The 15,577-nt window shown below is 69.2% G+C and carries 14 protein-coding genes and 1 pseudogene; 8 read left to right on the top strand and 7 right to left on the bottom strand.

Going from position 1 to position 15,577, the window contains the following annotated elements; translation table 11 throughout:
* The first annotated feature begins 53 nt into the window (after positions 1-53).
* Positions 54-557, top strand: coding sequence for a hypothetical protein (locus tag F0U60_RS50065; RefSeq protein ID WP_395811563.1), 504 nt, complete (start codon positions 54-56; stop codon positions 555-557).
* On the opposite strand, the gene F0U60_RS50070 is transcribed toward F0U60_RS50065, so the two are convergent.
* The 5 genes from F0U60_RS50070 to F0U60_RS50090 form a co-directional block, all read right to left on the bottom strand.
* On the bottom strand, positions 508-1,740 hold the full coding sequence (locus tag F0U60_RS50070) for a S1 family peptidase (protein WP_395825793.1): 1,233 nt from the start codon (positions 1,738-1,740) through the stop codon (positions 508-510). The two genes, F0U60_RS50065 and F0U60_RS50070, sit on opposite strands and share 50 nt — an antisense overlap.
* A 34-nt stretch (positions 1,741-1,774) precedes the next feature.
* Positions 1,775-2,359 carry a hypothetical protein gene (locus tag F0U60_RS50075; protein ID WP_395811565.1) on the bottom strand — a complete coding sequence of 195 codons (585 nt, stop codon included), beginning with the start codon at positions 2,357-2,359 and terminating at the stop codon, positions 1,775-1,777.
* Between the two features lie 8 nt (positions 2,360-2,367).
* Positions 2,368-2,754: a hypothetical protein gene (locus tag F0U60_RS50080; protein ID WP_395811567.1), complete on the bottom strand. Its 387-nt coding sequence runs from the start codon at positions 2,752-2,754 to the stop codon at positions 2,368-2,370.
* Positions 2,754-3,650: a hypothetical protein gene (locus tag F0U60_RS50085; RefSeq protein ID WP_395811569.1), complete on the bottom strand. Its 897-nt coding sequence runs from the start codon at positions 3,648-3,650 to the stop codon at positions 2,754-2,756. Before F0U60_RS50085 ends, F0U60_RS50080 begins: the two co-directional genes overlap by 1 nt.
* Positions 3,651-3,749: 99 nt before the next feature.
* The gene (locus F0U60_RS50090; RefSeq protein WP_395811571.1) at positions 3,750-4,577 is read right to left on the bottom strand and encodes a CheR family methyltransferase; all 828 of its coding nucleotides are present in this window, start codon (positions 4,575-4,577) and stop codon (positions 3,750-3,752) included.
* An 82-nt stretch (positions 4,578-4,659) separates the two neighbouring features.
* Between F0U60_RS50090 and F0U60_RS50095 the strand changes: the two genes are divergently transcribed.
* Positions 4,660-6,906: a TolB family protein gene (locus F0U60_RS50095; protein ID WP_395811573.1), complete on the top strand. Its 2,247-nt coding sequence runs from the start codon at positions 4,660-4,662 to the stop codon at positions 6,904-6,906.
* Positions 6,907-7,030: 124 nt separating this feature from the next.
* Positions 7,031-7,603 carry a CAP domain-containing protein gene (locus F0U60_RS50100; RefSeq protein ID WP_395811575.1) on the top strand — a complete coding sequence of 191 codons (573 nt, stop codon included), beginning with the start codon at positions 7,031-7,033 and terminating at the stop codon, positions 7,601-7,603.
* A gap of 31 nt (positions 7,604-7,634) precedes the next feature.
* Here F0U60_RS50100 and F0U60_RS50105 read toward each other — a convergent pair whose 3' ends face one another.
* Both F0U60_RS50105 and F0U60_RS50110 read right to left on the bottom strand, forming a co-directional pair.
* Positions 7,635-8,486 (bottom strand): dienelactone hydrolase family protein, encoded by an 852-nt coding sequence (locus tag F0U60_RS50105; RefSeq protein ID WP_395811577.1) that lies wholly within the window; start codon positions 8,484-8,486, stop codon positions 7,635-7,637.
* Positions 8,487-8,677: 191 nt separating this feature from the next.
* The gene (locus tag F0U60_RS50110; protein ID WP_395811579.1) at positions 8,678-9,463 is read right to left on the bottom strand and encodes an FKBP-type peptidyl-prolyl cis-trans isomerase; all 786 of its coding nucleotides are present in this window, start codon (positions 9,461-9,463) and stop codon (positions 8,678-8,680) included.
* Between the two features lie 156 nt (positions 9,464-9,619).
* On the opposite strand from F0U60_RS50110, the gene F0U60_RS50115 reads away from it, so the two are divergent.
* The 5 genes and pseudogenes from F0U60_RS50115 (at position 9,620) to F0U60_RS50135 (ending at position 15,450) form a co-directional block, all read left to right on the top strand.
* A complete protein-coding gene (locus F0U60_RS50115) occupies positions 9,620-12,040 on the top strand; it encodes an ATP-binding protein (protein ID WP_395811581.1) in 2,421 nt (806 codons plus the stop codon).
* Positions 12,041-12,182: 142 nt separating this feature from the next.
* Positions 12,183-13,418 carry an ATP-binding protein gene (locus F0U60_RS50120; protein ID WP_395811583.1) on the top strand — a complete coding sequence of 412 codons (1,236 nt, stop codon included), beginning with the start codon at positions 12,183-12,185 and terminating at the stop codon, positions 13,416-13,418.
* A 34-nt stretch (positions 13,419-13,452) separates the two neighbouring features.
* A pseudogene (locus F0U60_RS50125) lies at positions 13,453-13,683 on the top strand (response regulator); the annotation flags it as partial.
* Between the two features lie 37 nt (positions 13,684-13,720).
* Complete coding sequence (locus F0U60_RS50130) at positions 13,721-14,611, top strand: SRPBCC domain-containing protein (RefSeq protein ID WP_395811585.1); 891 nt, start codon at positions 13,721-13,723, stop codon at positions 14,609-14,611.
* A 107-nt stretch (positions 14,612-14,718) separates the two neighbouring features.
* A complete protein-coding gene (locus F0U60_RS50135) occupies positions 14,719-15,450 on the top strand; it encodes a hypothetical protein (protein WP_395811587.1) in 732 nt (243 codons plus the stop codon).
* Positions 15,451-15,577: the final 127 nt, after the last annotated feature.

The following is a 15,577-nucleotide window of genomic DNA, read 5'->3' on the forward strand; positions in this document are numbered from 1 at the left end:
CGGCCCCTGGTCAATCCGGCCGGCCATCCCTACCTCAACATGGGGGAGGACCCATGCCAGAGAAGACCAAGCAGCTGCGCGCCAAGCGGGCCAAGGCCAAGGGTACGACGATGACGGTGATGGCCTCGGATACCGGTGACGTTCCCGCCGGCAAGAGCGCCCACGCCCTCAAGAAGAGCCGCGGCATCGTCGGCCGCACGCGGACCACCGAGCGCTCCGTCAGCCGGCGCCGCCCGCCCGGTGAGGGCAAGACGGCCCAGAGCATCAAGCTGCCCCTGCCCGAGACCGGCAGCAGCACCTCGCGCCGCAAGACGATTCCAGACGAGGCCGCCGCCACCTACCGCCAGGGGCACCGCCGCAAGACGGTCGCCACCGAGGCTGCCGCCGCCTACCGCCGCGAGGAGCGTCCCAAGGTTCCGCGCAACGAGGCGAAGCAGCGCCAGGAGACGCGCAGCAAGCGCGGCTCACCCGTCCAGGGCCGCAAGAAGGCCCCAAGCGAGATGGACATCACCCACCGCGGCGGGCCGCGCAAGCGCCTCCCCATCCACGGCGGCTGAGTCTTCGAAACAGCGCCCACGCGCACAGGGCCCACCCCACGGGTGTCGTCCCTGGCGCGCCCGTGCAACCGCTCGGCGCCTCCGCTTCCTCTTCCTCGAGCGGAAGGGGGGCACAGGGCGTGAAGCATCGGCACGCCTCCGCTCCTTCGGATTCCAAGCGCGCGCAGGTGCCGCCTGCTCCACACTGCGCGTCCTCCGTGCAGGAGGCGCCGTAGCTCCCTTCTCGCAGGGCGTACTGGAGACAGCGGCCCGGCCCGTCCTCCGTCACGGAGACACAGGAGAGTCCCGCGGGGCACTCGGCATCGTGGGTGCATGCGGCGGTGCAGAGGGACTCGGGCGCGAGCACCGGGCCCTGTGACTCCGGGCGCTCTTCAAGGAAGGGCTGGAGGAAGTCCTCGAGGAGTGCCTCCACGCGGACGTTGAGGGCCTCCTTTCGGCAGGCCACGTCGCCGCTTGCGGTGATTCCCACCAGCACCTCACGCCCGTCCGCTCCGCGCACCAGCACGGGACCGCCACTGTCTCCCACGCAGCTCATCGCCGGAGCCGGTCCCGCGTGGAACGCGCCTGGCGCGACCTCCGTCACCTCCAGCAGTCCCTGGCGACGCTGGCCCGAGGGCGCACTGTCCTTTGTCTCGCCGAACCCCACCACCCGCGCCGCCTGGCCTGGTTCCAGTGCTCCCCAGCCAGGCTCCGGTAATGGCAAAGGCGATACGTTCACCGGCTTCGTCAGACGCAGCAGCGCCGCATCATAGGCGTGCGTCGTCCGGTCGTAGCTCGGGTGACGCACGGCTCGCTCCACTCGGATGAAGCGGCCTCCCGGCTCGGGCTCCGGCAGCAGCCGCTCGCCGAGGAAGATTTCGTAGTCGCCTTCCTCCCCGAAGATTTCCAGGCAGTGCGCCGCCGTCAGCACCACGTCCGGCGCCACCAGCGCCCCCGAGCACAGCAGCGTCCACGTGTCTTCCGTGCACCGCGCTCGACGGGAGATCAGCGCTACCACCGCCTCGTCGTCCGGTGCGGCCGTGCCTCCGACTACCGCGTCCGTGCGCTGAGGGGGACTTGGGCGGCTCTCGGGTTCGACGGTGAGGGGGGCACAGGCCGCGCAGAGCGTCCACAGGGTCGTGAACAGGAGCGCTCGGGCTCCGCCTCTTGGGTCCTTTATACCCTCACCCCGGCCCTCTCCCAGAGGGAGAGGGTGCTCGCAACCCGAGTTCATGGGGTTAACGCGCCTGCGCGCTCGCGCTCTGCTCTTCTTGTTGGGCCGTCGTCGCCAGCGCCGCCGTCTCCTCTCTCAGCCTCCCCAGTCGCTCCCGGTGCCGCGTCAGCTGCACCTTCAGCCGCCTCGCCTCCTCCTCGTCCCCTCTCGACTCCGCTTCCTTCTGCTCCTGCTCCAGCCTCTCGATGTCTCGCCCCAACAGCTCCGTGATGCGCTCCAGCTTCCCGTGCCGCCAGGCCGCCGTCTGCGGCTTCTCCGGCTCGATGGGCTCGTTCTGCTGTGGCAACGGATTCGCCACCTCGGGCTCCGGTACCTCGTCCCCAGGTCCAAGGGGCACCACCGTCCCCCTCCCCTGAGGTCCCTCTGCGACCTCCATGCGAGGCCTGGCCGTCACCGGCTCGGGCTTCGTCGGTGCAGGGACAGGCGAGAGCGGCACCGGCGTGGACACCGCGGGCAACGCCGTCACGCCCGGGCTGTCCTTCTCCGAGGGCCCCACCTCCCACCCGGGCCAGAAGAGGCGCAGCGCCAACGCCGCCCCCAGCAGCAGGCCCGCGGCGAGCGGTGGAATGAATCGGGACCGGTTGTTCATCACGCTCCTCACAGGCGCAGCTTCCACCCGTCCGAATGGCGCTCCACACGCAGGAGCAGCGGCTGCTCGTGCACCTGCCCGTCCCGAGCTACCCGCGCACGCACCACCACCGCGTTTGGATCGCGCCCGTCCACCTTCGCGTCCAGCACCTCCACCAGGGAGAAGCTGTGCGCGTTCATCTCGTCCACCGTCGCGCGACAGGTGTCGGCCGCCTTGCCAATCAGCAGGGTGCCGAGGACCGCGCAGTCCCCCCCAGGCAGCGCCTCGAAGAAGCGCTGTACCGTGTCCCGCGCGGCCTCGGCTTTTCTCGATTCTGGATTGCAGGCGAGGGCGGCCAGCAGGCCCAGCCACAGCGCGGCGCGCGGCACCGCCCTCACCGTCAGCGAGCGCATCATCAGTAGCAGTTGGGAGCGTACAGCTCGTCGTCGCTCGCGGAGGCGAACTGGTCGTCGCAGTAGGCGCTCGCCAGCGCGTGGCCGTTGCGCACGCAGCCGTCGTGGTTGGTGGCGTCCAGCGTGTACTGGGTGTCACCGCCGCAGCCGCCACCGCAGCGGCCGAAGCAGTTGCCCATCACCTTCGGGCGGCTCCAGTGGTCCGGCTCGCCGCACACCCACGAGCCACCACTCATGTAGTACTCGTCACCGCTGCACGTGCCGTGGTTGCCGAGCTGGGCGATCTGCTGGTTGATGGTGGAGTCGAAGCCGCCATGCTGGCAGTCGTGCTTCGCGTACGAGTACCAGTTGTAGGAGCCACCGCAGCTACCCGACCAGACGCCGTTACACTTCGCGTAGCTGCACAACATGGTGTAGCCACGGCCCTGCTCGCCCATCACCGTGCGCTGCAGCTCCACCGTCGTCGGGTGCTGCGACCACAGGCTCACCGCGCGCCGCAGGTACTTCGTCTCCGCCGTCGCCGCGTCACTCGCCGGCAGCTGCGCGTTGAGCGCCGCGTACAGACCGGACAAAAGCTCGCGGTCCCCGTCCAGCATCTGCGTGCCCTGGCCGCTCTCCTCCGCGAAGCCGTCCAGCGTCGACACGCCGTTCACCGCGTCCACCAGGCCCGTCAGCGTCATGCCGTTCTGCCGCACCTCGATGCGGTAGACGCCCTCCTCCACCTGCCGCGAGGAGAAGCGCGCCTCCACGCCTCCCTGCGTGAAGCGGCCGGACAACGCGCTGGCCTCCTGCGTCAGCACGAGCCCGTCCGCCGTACCCTCCGTGCGCGCGGGCCCGCTGTCCTGTCCTCCGCAGCCCCACAGCATCATCGCAGTGACCGCTCCCAAGACTTTCCGCATAAGCTTGAATCCCTCTTGCGCGGGAGTTTCCCAAATGCGCAGAAAACGAGAGAAATCCAGCTTTAGCCAAACTGTCGTTTTCCAGCAAGTCGGGGTGCGTCAAAGCCCCACGTCGTCCCGGTGGAAGAGGGGCAGCGCCCCGGCGGCACGAACCACTCCCCGAGCATCCTCGGGCAGGGACTCGTGGGCCCCGATGGCGAGGAGTCCCTCGGGAGCCAGCCGCTCCAGGAGCCGCGCCAGCACCTCGCGTTGCACGGTCCGCGCGAAGTAGGTGAAGGCCACGTTGCGGCAGAGCACCAGGTGGAAGGGGCCCTCGGGCATGCGCTGGCGCAGGTCCTCGCAGCGGAAGTCGATTCCCTCGCGGTACTCGGGCCGCAGGCACAGCTCCCCCTCCTGAGGCGTGAAGGCCTCGTCCACCCACTCGGAGGGGAGCTCGCGCAACGTCGGTCGCCGGTAGCAGCCACGACGGGCACGCTCCAGGAGCGAGGCGTCCGCATCGGTGGCCACCAGCTCCAGGCGGAAGTCCGGGAAGCGCGGCCGCAGGCCCAGGTGGAAGAGGACGGCCACGGTGTAGGGCTCCTCGCCCGAGGCACACCCCGCGCTCCACACGCGCAAGACGCGCTCCCCCCGGGCGCGAGCGGCCTCCATCACCTGGGGAAGGAGCGGCTCACGGAGCGCATCGAAGACGCCCTGGTCCCGGTAGAAGCGCGAGATGGTGACGCGGCACAGGGCGTCCAGCACGGCCCGCTCGGCCGGGTCCGCCTCCAGCCGCTCGAGGTAGGCGGGCAGCCCCACCACGCCGAGCGCCTTCATCCTCCGGCCCACGCGCTTGCACACCTGCCCGCGCACGCGGCGGAACCCCTCATAACGCAGGCCCAGACGTGGCGCGGCCCACCGCAGCAACTCCAGACACTCGGTATCCGTCACGCGGCACCTCCCTGCACCCCTGCGGAAAACCCATACAGACTTCTGATTGATGTCAGACAGATGAGCGACTATCCCCGCCCCTATGACGAAGAACATCTGGACACTCAGTACGGTCTTGGTGCTGCTCACGCATGCAGGATGCATCATCAATAACAACCCCGAAGAGGACCCCGGTACCGGTGGGGTGCATGACGCCGGTGCCGTCGATGGCGGAGCGAAGCCGGTTCCCGACGGAGGCCTGAGCACGGACGGCGGCCTGAGCGACGCGGGCACCTCCCCAGATGACGCAGGTACCACCCCGGACGACGCGGGCACCCTCCCGACTGATGCCGGTACCTCCCCGGACGACGCGGGCACGACCGACGCGGGCGTCATCGCCACCCTGCGAGCCATCACCCTCTCGCCAGAGAACGTGCAGCTCGTCGCCCAGGGGAGCACGGCGACCACCCAGGCGTTCACCGTCACGGGTACCTACTCGGACGATCACACCGAGGACGTGACGAGCCTCGCGAAGTTCACCATCGACAACACGCAGCTGGGCTACTTCAACGGAGCCACCTTCTCCACCAGCACCTCGATGGCCGGCCGCGGCAACGTGCGCGCCCGTGTCGGTGAGCTGTCAGTCACCACGCCCCTCACGGTTCGGCTGGAGCAGAAGGTCAAGGATTCCCATGCCAGCTCCTCCACCGTGCCCGCTCAGCCGGAGACGCTGTTCTCCGGAGCGGTGGACACCGCGCGCAAGCCGAGCATCGTCTATCCCAACAACGGCGTCATGGTTCCTCCCAACCTGAGGCCGCTGGAGATTCACTTCCTGCCCGGGCCCACCACCAACACCCTGTTCGAGCTGTCCTTCAGCAACGCCCTCACCGACGTGCGCGTCTACCTGCGCTGCTATCTGCCGACGGGCTTCAAGCTGCCCTCGGGGGTGAGCCGCGGCTGCATCTACACGCCCTCCGAGCAGGTGTGGAACTTCGTGGCCAACAGCAACCGCGGGGGCCAGCCCGTGAAGCTCGCCCTGCGCGCCACGGATGACTCGGGGGCGGGCACGGTGGGCGTCTCCGACCCCATCGACCTCCACATCTCCCGAGACAGCCTGAAGGGCAACCTCTACTACTTCACGACCTCGAACACCGGAGTCGTGCGCTACGAGATCTTCGACGACTTCTCCAGCCCGCCCACCCCCCTGGTGACCGGCGCGAACATCAGTAATACCGCCGTCATGTGCGTGGGCTGCCACTCGGTGAGCCGCGACGGAAAGAAGATGGTCGTGGGCGCCAACGGACAGAACGATGGCCGGATCGCCCTGCTGGACCTGACCACCTTCAACCCCTCCTTCGACAAGGTTCCCCTGGCGCAGGGCGGCACGAGGCTGAGCTCCTTCGAGTCGTGGAACCCGGACAGCAGCAGGTTCGTCGGAGCCTATGGGGACAGCGGAGCCACGCGCTTCAACCTGATGCTCTTCAACGGCACCACCGGCGCCTTCGAGGGGGAGATCCCCAACACCGGAACCTCGACCAACCCCGTCACCCACCCCGACTGGAGCGCGGATGGCAAGACGATCGCCTTCACGTCCATTGGCATCAAGGGGACGCTCCAGCGCAGCTACAAGGGGTCCATCCAGGTGGTGGAGGAGCAGCCGGGTAGCGCCTGGGGCAACCCGGTGACGGTGGTGTCGTCGCAGAGCGGGAAGCACCGCTATGCCCCGGCCATCGCGCCCGACAACTCCTTCCTCGTCTACAACGAGTCCTCCTGCCCCAGTGGTTCGGGTGACGTTCACAGGGACTGCAACTCGGAAGCCGACCCCTCCGCGAGACTGTGGGCCGCGAAGCTGCGGACCAGCTCGGCCCCGGTGGAGCTGACGCGCGCCAACGCCCCCGGAATCATGGATGGGACCATGACGAACCTGAGCTCCGGCTACGCGAAGTGGCACTCCGTCGTGGCACGAGGCCAGGGGGGCAGCGGCCGGTTGATGTGGATGACGTTCGGCTCCACCCGCATGTATGGCCTGCGCCAACCCGCCCCGGGCCTCGACGAGAACCCCAGGAACTCCCTCCTGTGGATTGCGGCGGTGGACCCGGACAAGCTGGACCAGGGAGTGGATCCCTCCTACCCGGCCTTCGCACTGCCCATGCAGAACCTCACCGTCTCCAACCACCTGCCCCAGTGGCTCGCGTACGACGTGCGCGACGCCTGCGCCATCGAAGGAGAGGGGTGCGGCATCGGGGGTGGTGCTGCCTCCTGCTGCAATAGCCTCTCCTGCATGACGGAGAGTGGCGAGTCTTGCACCACGGGTAACAGCTGCACCTGCGGGTATCCTGAGCCCGAGTAGTACCGCTTCCGTGACGAGGGGGCGTGCCTCGACCACGCCCCCTCCTACCAACTCAGGGCTCGGCGATCCTCACTTGCAACGAATTGAATCCGCGTCGAAGTGTTGGAGCCCTCAGGAGCCCATCATGAATCGACCGAAGTACCGCCTGCTCGCCCTGTCGCTCACCTGCCTGGCTGTGGGAGCCACTGGCTACGGCGTCAGCGAGGCCGCGGCGAAGCGTGGAACGAGCCCTGGCAACACGTCCCTCGCGACCGAGATAGTGGCCGCGCACAACCAGGCCCGGGCGAAGGTGAAGCCCACGCCCAAACAAGCACTGCCACCGCTCACCTGGTCCGCGGACGCCGCCAAGGTGGCACAGGCCTATGCGGCCCAGTGCAAGTTCGAGCACAACAAGAACCGGGGCAAATACGGGGAGAACCTCGCGGCCGCGGCGCCTCCGGGCTCCAAGACGAACGCCGAGATGGTGCAGGACTGGGTGTCCGAGGCCGCCGACTACTCGTACGCGACGAACAAGTGCGCGCCGGGCAAGGTGTGCGGCCACTACACGCAGGTGGTGTGGCGCAACACCACGCAGGTGGGGTGCGCCACGGTCACCTGTACGAAGAACTCGCCTTTCGGCGCGCAGTTCCCCAAGTGGCAGCTCTGGGTGTGCAACTACGCGCCGCCGGGCAACTACGTGGGGCAGAAGCCGTACTGACCCACGCGGCTCGACTCGGGCCTCGCCGAGCTCACTGCTTCAGGTGCTCGGCGAGGAACGCCCGCACCGCCTCCCACGAGGCGGCGGCGGCCTCGGCGTTGTAGCGCCCTGGCGCGGACGGGTTCGCGAAGGCGTGTGGCGCGTCGTACTTCAGAATCTTGTGCGCCACCCCGGCGTCCGACAGCGCCTCGTCGAACTCCTCCACCACGTCGTTGGGGATGGACTCGTCCTTCGTCCCGAAGACGCCGAGCACCGGCGCCTTGATGGCCTTGAGCTCCTGCGCGTCCGTCACCGGCCGCCCGTAGTACATGACCACCGCGCTCAGCTCGGGGATGGCCATCCCCGCCCGGAGTGACCACCCGCCTCCGAAGCACCAGCCAACGACGCCCGTGCGCGTCGACTGCACCCGGTTGGACGTCATCAGGAAGGCGTGCGCCGCCTTGAGGATCTCCTCCGAGCGCTTCGCGTCCACCGCCTTCATGGTGGCCATCGCCTCCTCCGGCGAGGTGGCCACCTTGCCGCCGTACAGGTCCACCGCCAGCGCCGCGTACCCCTGGGCCGCCAGCCGATCCGCCCAGTGCATGATGTGCTCGTTGAGGCCCCACCACTCGTGGATGACGAGCACCCCCGGCATGGGCGCCTTCGCGTTCTCCGGCAGGCTCAGGTAGGCCCGCGCGCCCGCTATCTCCACCATCTCCCCCTTGCGCGGCGGCGCCGCCTCCGGCTTCAGCTCGTGCAGCGCCTGGAACTCCTTCTCCGTCAGCCCGCCCAGCTCCTCGCGTTTCTCCTCCGAGCCCGCCTTCTCCGCCCCCTGCTTCGTCGCGCAGCCGCCCAGAGCGAGCAGCACCGCCGCCATCACTCCCCACTTCATTCGCGGATTCATTTGTGTCCTCTCCTCCGGGCCTCTTGCACACGGGCCCTGGAGCACGTCCGGCCTAGCGCGCCCCCACTGCGCATGCCAGCGCTCCGCGCGGAGCAGAACGCCGGGTGCAAGAAAGACGACGGGCCATCCGGCGCCCGCCCTGTCGAGGAGGGGAGCCCGATGGCCCGAGGTGGACACGCCTGCGCGTCCGGTTACTTCTTCTGCGCCGGCTGGCCCTGCGGAGCGCCGCCCGGCTGACCCTGCGGAGCGCCGCCCGGAGCGCCCGGCATGCCCGGAGGCGGCTCGTTCTTCTGCACGTCCAGCAGCTCCACCTCAAACACCAGCGCCGAGCCGCCCGGGATGCCCGGCGTGCCGCGGTCGCCGTAGGCCAGGTCCGACGGGCACACCAGCTTGGCCTTGCCGCCCACCTTCATCTTCTGCAGACCCTCGGTCCAGCAGCGGATGACGCCGTTGAGCGGGAACTGGGCCGGCTCGTTGCGCTTGTACGAGCTGTCGAACTCCTTGCCGTCCGGCAGCGTGCCCCGGTAGTTCACCTTCACGATGTCGGTGGCCGTCGGCTGCGCACCGGTGCCCTCCTGCAGCGACTTGAAGATGAGGCCGGACTCGGTGCGCTGCGCGCCCTCCTCCTTCGCGGCCTTCTCCAGGAACTCCTTGGACTTCTCCTTCTCCTTCGTGGCGCGGGCCGTAGAGCGCGTGCGCGCCAGCTCCTGCAGCTTCGGCCCGTACGTCTGGATGTCCACCACGGGCTCCTTGCCCGCCACCTGCGCGGACAGGCCCGCCTTCACGAACTCCAGCTCCTCGGGCGTCATGTCGAACACCTGAATCTGCCGACCCAGGGTGAGACCGAGCGCATAGAACGTCTTCTGATCGTCCGTCTGCGGGTTGGCCCCAGCGCCGCTGCCACCGGCCCCCGAGGAGCCCTGCTGCTGACAGCCCGCCACGGCGAGCATCAATGCCACCACCAGAAACTTCTGCATGTGACCTGTCCTTTCCAATCAAGGCAGCGAGCGCTGCCCGTGCCGGCGCCCTTATACAAAGGGGCGGCCCGGCTGGGGAGCGGAGCGTCCTTATCTTTTGCCAAGAAACCGGGGGCGTGAGGTGACTCGGGAGGCACTGAGGGCATGGATATTGACGTGCGACGCGTCCTGGACTCGTTGGGGGACCCATTGTTGGCCTTGGACCGCTCGGCACGCATCCTCCACGCCAACGCGGGCATGAAGGAGCTGCTGGGCTGGTCGCGGCTGGAGCTGCTCGGCCGGCCCCTGACGCTGGTGATTCCAGGGGGACTGCCCAATTTGCGCCAGGAAAGCCCGGCCGCCCCTCCCCAGAGTGCGGGCTGGGAGCCGCACCTGCCCCCTCCCCGCCCCCTTGTCCGGGTGAGCGCGCTGCGGCGAGATGGACGCCCCCGAGAGGTCGAGGTGCGGCTGTCGCCCTGGCCAGGGGGAGAGGCGGAGGGGCTGAGCATCCTCTCCTTTCACCCGCTGGACACCCAGGTGGAGCTTGAGAGGCATCTGCGGCTGTGCCGCCGGCTGAACATGATGGAAGCCGCGCTGACCCAGGCGTTCTCACAGACTTCGGACGAGGAGGATGCGGCCTACGCGGTGCTCCGGGCCTGCGGGGAGCTGGAGGGCTGGACGTTGGGCACGTACTGGCGGATGGAGCAGGGCGCCAACGTGCTGGAGCCGCTCACCCTGTGGACGGCCTCACCCGGCCTGAGCGACTTCACGAATGTCACGATGCGGCGCACCCTCGCGCCCCTGGAGGGGCTGCCCGGCCAGACGTGGACGCGCCGGGAACCCATCTGGTGCCGCGACGTGACGCGGGAGGCGCGCTTCCTTCGCGCGGACGTGGCAGCACGGGAGGGGCTGCACGGGGCGATCTTCTTCCCGGTAATGGGCAGCGGAGGCCGGATGTACGGGGTGGTGGAGCTGTTCAGCCGAGCCCCCCGGGAGGAGCGCGAGGCGGACGAGGCCCTCGCCAACGCGCTGGGCCATCGCTTCGGACGCTTCCTGGATCGGCTCCACCACACGGAGCTGGAGCTCACGCGCGACAAGGCCGTGCGCTACCTGTGGGAGTCGGACTTGCTGGGGCTGTTTGTCAGCGACACCCGGGGCCGGCTGCTGGATGCCAATGCCACCCTGCTGCGGATGCTGGGCTATTCGCGACGGGACGTGAGGGAGGGACTGCTCTCGTGGTCGACGCTCCTCCCCCCCAACCAGCGCATCAGCCTCGAGGGCGTGCTGCGGCGGCTGCGGACCGATGGCGTCTTCCATTCCGTGGAGAGCGAGTTGCTGCGCAAGAACGACAACAGAGTGCCGGTGCTGCTGGGCTCGGCGAGCCTGGGCGAAGAGCACGTGGTGACGTTCGCGTTGGACTTGTCGGCCTGGAGGCCGATGGAGCCCACCGCGCCCCGGGAAGCGGACGCGCGGCTGCATACCCTCATCTCCCACGCGCCTGTGGTGCTCTTCGCGTTGGACCGCGACGGCAACTTCACCCTCTCCGAGGGCTGGGGGCTGGAGGCGCTGGGGCTCAAGCCCGGGCAGGTGGTAGGCATGTCCGCGTTCGAGCTCTACCGGGCCGAGGCAACCACTCTGACCCACGTGCGCCGGGCGCTCGCCGGAGAGGACTTCTTCTCCGTGGATGCGCTGTCCACCGGGCCCATCTACGAGACCCACTGGGTGCCCCTGAGGGACGTGGAGGGGCGCCCCGCGGGCACGCTCGGGCTGTCGGTGGACGTCACCCAACGCGAGCGCGAGGCACGCTGGCGGACCCAGCTCCTCGCGGAGGCGGAGGAGGCGCGCGTGGAGGCGGAGCGGGCGGTGCGAGCGCGCGACGAGTTCCTCACCATCGCCTCGCACGAGCTGAAGACACCACTCACCTCGCTGGGCCTGCAGCTGCACACGCTGCTGAAGCGGGCACGCCAGAGCGGACGGCCAGAGGACTCGGAGACGGTGCAGCGGCTGGAGAAGGCACAGCGCCAGATTCAGAAGCTGGCGCGGATGATGGACGAGCTGCTGGACGTGTCGCGGGTGACGGAGGGGCGGCTGCGGCTGGAGCTGGGCGAGGTGGACCTGATGCAACTGGTGCGCGAGGTGATGGAGCGCTTCCAGGAGGAGTCCCAGCGCATGGGGACGCGCCTGACGCTGCGGGGAGAGGGGCCGGTGGTGGGCCGGTGGGACCGGCCGAAGCTGGAGCAGGTGGTGACGAACCTGGTGTCCAACGCGATGAAGTACGGAGCGGGAGCGCCCGTGGAGATCCAGGTGCGCTCCAGTGGGGCCCTGGCACTGCTCGAGGTGACGGACCATGGCATCGGCATCGCGCCGGAGGACGTGGAGCGCATCTTCGGCAAGTTCGAGCGGGCGGTGACAGTACGGAAATACGGTGGCTTTGGACTGGGGCTGTACATCGTGCGGCAACTGGTGGAAGCGCTGGGCGGAGCGGTGGACGTGGAGAGCGCACCGGGACGGGGCTCCACCTTCCACCTCGTGCTCCCACTGGCGGGGCCCGAGGCGCGAGTGCCGACCCAGCCTCCCACGGACGCGGGCCTGCACTGAGTCGATGCTCGGCTGGCCGTGCTCCGAGCAAGCAGCTCGGTCTATCGTCCAACATACCCGAGCCCCAACATGACGTTACATCTCCGCTCGCGGTCTCAAGCCCCGTCTGATACGGCGGCATATCCGGGTTCTGGGAGGAGCCGTGCAACCAGCGGACGTGCAACGCACCAGCGTGCTTCTGGTGGATGACCAACCAGCTGACCTCGCGGCGCTGGAACGCCATCTGGAACCCTTCGCGCTGCACCTGGTGAAGGCCCACTCGGGTGAGGAGGCACTCCACCGCCTCGAGGACGAGGAGTTCGCGCTCGTGCTCATGGACGTGCGGATGCCGGGGCTCAACGGCTTCGAGACGGCGCGGTTGCTCCGGGAGCACGAGTCGGAGCGGCATGTACCGCTCATCTTCCTCACGGGCGCGCCGCGCGAGGAGGCCTCCGTGGCGCACGCGTATGCGACAGGGGCGGTGGACTGGCTGCGCAAGCCCGTGGAGCCGGAGACGCTGCGCGCCAAGGTGCGCGTCTTCGTGGAGCTGCACCGCGAGCGCGAGGCACTGCGGCGCCAGGAGGCGGAGCTGCGGGAACTGGAGCGGCAGGCGCTGGAGGACAAGCGCCTGCGGGCCGAGGCGGAGCGCGAGCGGCTCGTGGTGGAGCTGCGCGAGGCGGTGCGCCTGCGCGACGAGTTCCTCTCCGTGGCCAGCCACGAGCTGAAGACGCCCCTCACGCCGCTCGCCCTGCGCTTGCAGATGATGTGGCAGGAGCTGGAGGGGGAGCCGCCAAGCCGCGAGCGGCTGCGCCGGCACGTGGAGGCGGTGCACGGGCAGCTGCGGCGGATGACGGCGCTGGTGGACAGCCTGCTGGACGCCACGCGCCTGAGCAACGGCCAGCTCGTCCTGCGCTACGAGCGGAACGTGGACCTCGCGGCCGTCGTGCGCGAGGTGGCTTCGACCTTCGAGACCCAGGCGATGCGTGCGGAGTGCCCGCTGGAAGTGGAGGCCCCTTCCCGCGTCCTGGGCCAGTGGGACGTGCTGAGGCTGGAGCAGGTGGCGGCCAACCTGCTGTCCAACGCCCTCAAGTTCGGCGCGGGCTGCCCCGTGCACGTGCGCGTGGAAGCGCGTGGGGAATGGGCCCGGCTGACGGTGCGCGACGGGGGCATCGGAATGGACGAGGACGTGCGCGCGCGCATCTTCGGCCGGTTCGAGCGCGGCGTGTCGGAGCGTCACTACGGCGGCCTGGGACTGGGCCTCTTCATCACCCATCAGGTGGTGAAGGCCCTGGGTGGGCACATCCACGTGGAGAGTGCTCCGGGCCTGGGCTCCACCTTCATCGTCGAGCTGCCCTGCTCTCCTCCGGAGGCCGGCGGAGGGTCCCGCCTTGATTCCTGAGCCCCAGGAAGACGGGCGCCTGCGAATCCTCGTGGTGGACGACAGCCCAGCGGACCGGCTCATGGCCATCCGCGTCCTCTCGCGCGCCTTCCCCGGCCTGCTCGTGGAAGAGGTGGAGGAGGAGACGCAGTGGCAACGGGCACTGCACCAACCCCGGTTCGACGCCGTGCTCGTGGACTACCAGCTCCCGTGGACCACCGGGCTGGAGCTGCTGCACCGCATCCAGCACCAGTGGCCGGGCGTCCCGGTCCTCATGCTCACCGGCACGGCCGACGAATGGCGGGCGCTCCCGCGAGGCCCAGGTGCTGGGGCAGCCCTTCGGCTCGTTGCTGGTGCCCGCGGAGCTGCATGGCGCGCCGCTCGAGCGGGAGCTGGAAGAGGCGGTGCGACACGGCGTGTACACGGGCGAGGGCTGGCGGCTGCGCAGGGATGGGAGCCGCTTCTGGGCGGACATCACCGTGAGCGCCCTGCACAGCCGGATGGGGGGCGGTATCCCGGTGGATCGCGCGCCAGGAGACCTCTTCGCCCTCACCCACGAGGTGCTCGAGGAGCTGCGGCTGACGGCGCCCCAGCGCGTCATCACCTCCCACGTCCGAGGAAATCGTTCACGCGCATGGGGGCAGCATCGACGTGACGTCCAACGCGGAGGAGGGGACCACCTTCACGGTCCACCTGCCGCGCCATCGGCCCACCCTGGGCAGGGAGCACACATGACACAGACAGGAAGCGGAGGCGTGGGCGTGGCGCGGGTGGAGGTCGAGGTGACGGTGGGAGCGCCGCGGGAGCGCGTCTGGCGGGCCCTGGTGGAGGAAACGAGCCAGTGGTGGCCCAAGGACTTCTACGTGGGCCGGGCGCCGAAGGGCTTCGTCATCGAGGCGCGCCCGGGAGGCCGGGTGTACGAGGACTGGGGCAACGAGGCGGGAGCGCTCTGGTACACGGTGTTGGTGGTGGAGCCGCTGGAGGTGCTGGAGCTGGCGGGGCACCTGACGCCGGGCTTCGGAGGACCCGCGACAACAACAGTGCGGCTCACGCTGAGGGACGAGGGCGGCAAGACGGTGGTGAAGGTGGAGGACTCGGTGTTCGGCCGGGTGGACGAGCACACGGTGCCGCGACTGCGTGAGGGCTGGCGCACGCTGATGGGTGGTGGCGGACTGAAGGCCTGGGTGGAAGCCAACCTATCCACGCCCGCCTGAACGCTGGCCCACCGAGCCAGCCACCGTGCCCTTGAGTCGCATGGCCTGGGCTGCCCCGCGTGCCCACCCTGCCCCGAGAGGGGATGGCGCCACGGCGAGGGGGGACGATGAAGGCATGGAGGGGGCGAGGCGCGCTGCTGCTGCTCGCGGGGCTGCTGGCGGGAGCGCAAGCGCAGGCCGAAGAGAAGCGGGAGCGCCACGGCTGGGACATCACGGTGGAGGCGAACACGGACTTCCCGCTGTCAGTGGGTGGGCGGCTGGGAATCGAGTCACCGTGGAGGCTGCGCCTGTCGACGTCGCTGGGCTACCTGCCCGAGGCGTACGTGCGCCTGGTGAATGACGCGGCGGTGGAGCTGGGTGCCTATGGCCGCAACGAGGCGGACCTCATTGAGGAGTCACTGAAGAACTCGCTGGTGTGGCGCACCCACGTGGGCTGGAGACCTTTCCCGCGGGCAGGCTTCTACCTGGAGGGGGGCTATGGGCTGGTGGCGCTCGGCGGCGATACGAACGCGGAGGAGGTGCTGGTGACGCTGACGGGCGTCTCGCCGCCGATAGGCGAGTCCGTGCTGGACCGCGTGTACCGAGTGCGCTCCGTGCTGCACATGCTGGACGTAGAGCTGGGCTGGCGTTGGGGACTGGGGGCGGGCTGGACGGCGCGCACGGCCGTGGGCGCGGCCTTCACACTGGACTCCAACAGCCGGATAGAGCCCCAGTTCGTGCCCGAGGTGCCCGTGCTCGTCACCGGCTTCGCGCGCCTGGCCGAGGGCTACCTGGACCGGACGTTCGAACGATACGTGCACCTGCCGGTGCTCTCCTTCTCCCTCGGCTACGCCTTCTGAAGTCACGATGGGGTGACCGCCGAGGACAGGTCCCCAGAAATTACCTCTGGCATCACCCAACGTGATAGGTTACAACTTGACACCTGACATTCGCCCATGGCTAAATCCGGTTTAATCGTATTTGGCC

Source organism: Archangium minus (assembly GCF_044360475.1).
Classification (GTDB): domain Bacteria; phylum Myxococcota; class Myxococcia; order Myxococcales; family Myxococcaceae; genus Archangium; species Archangium minus.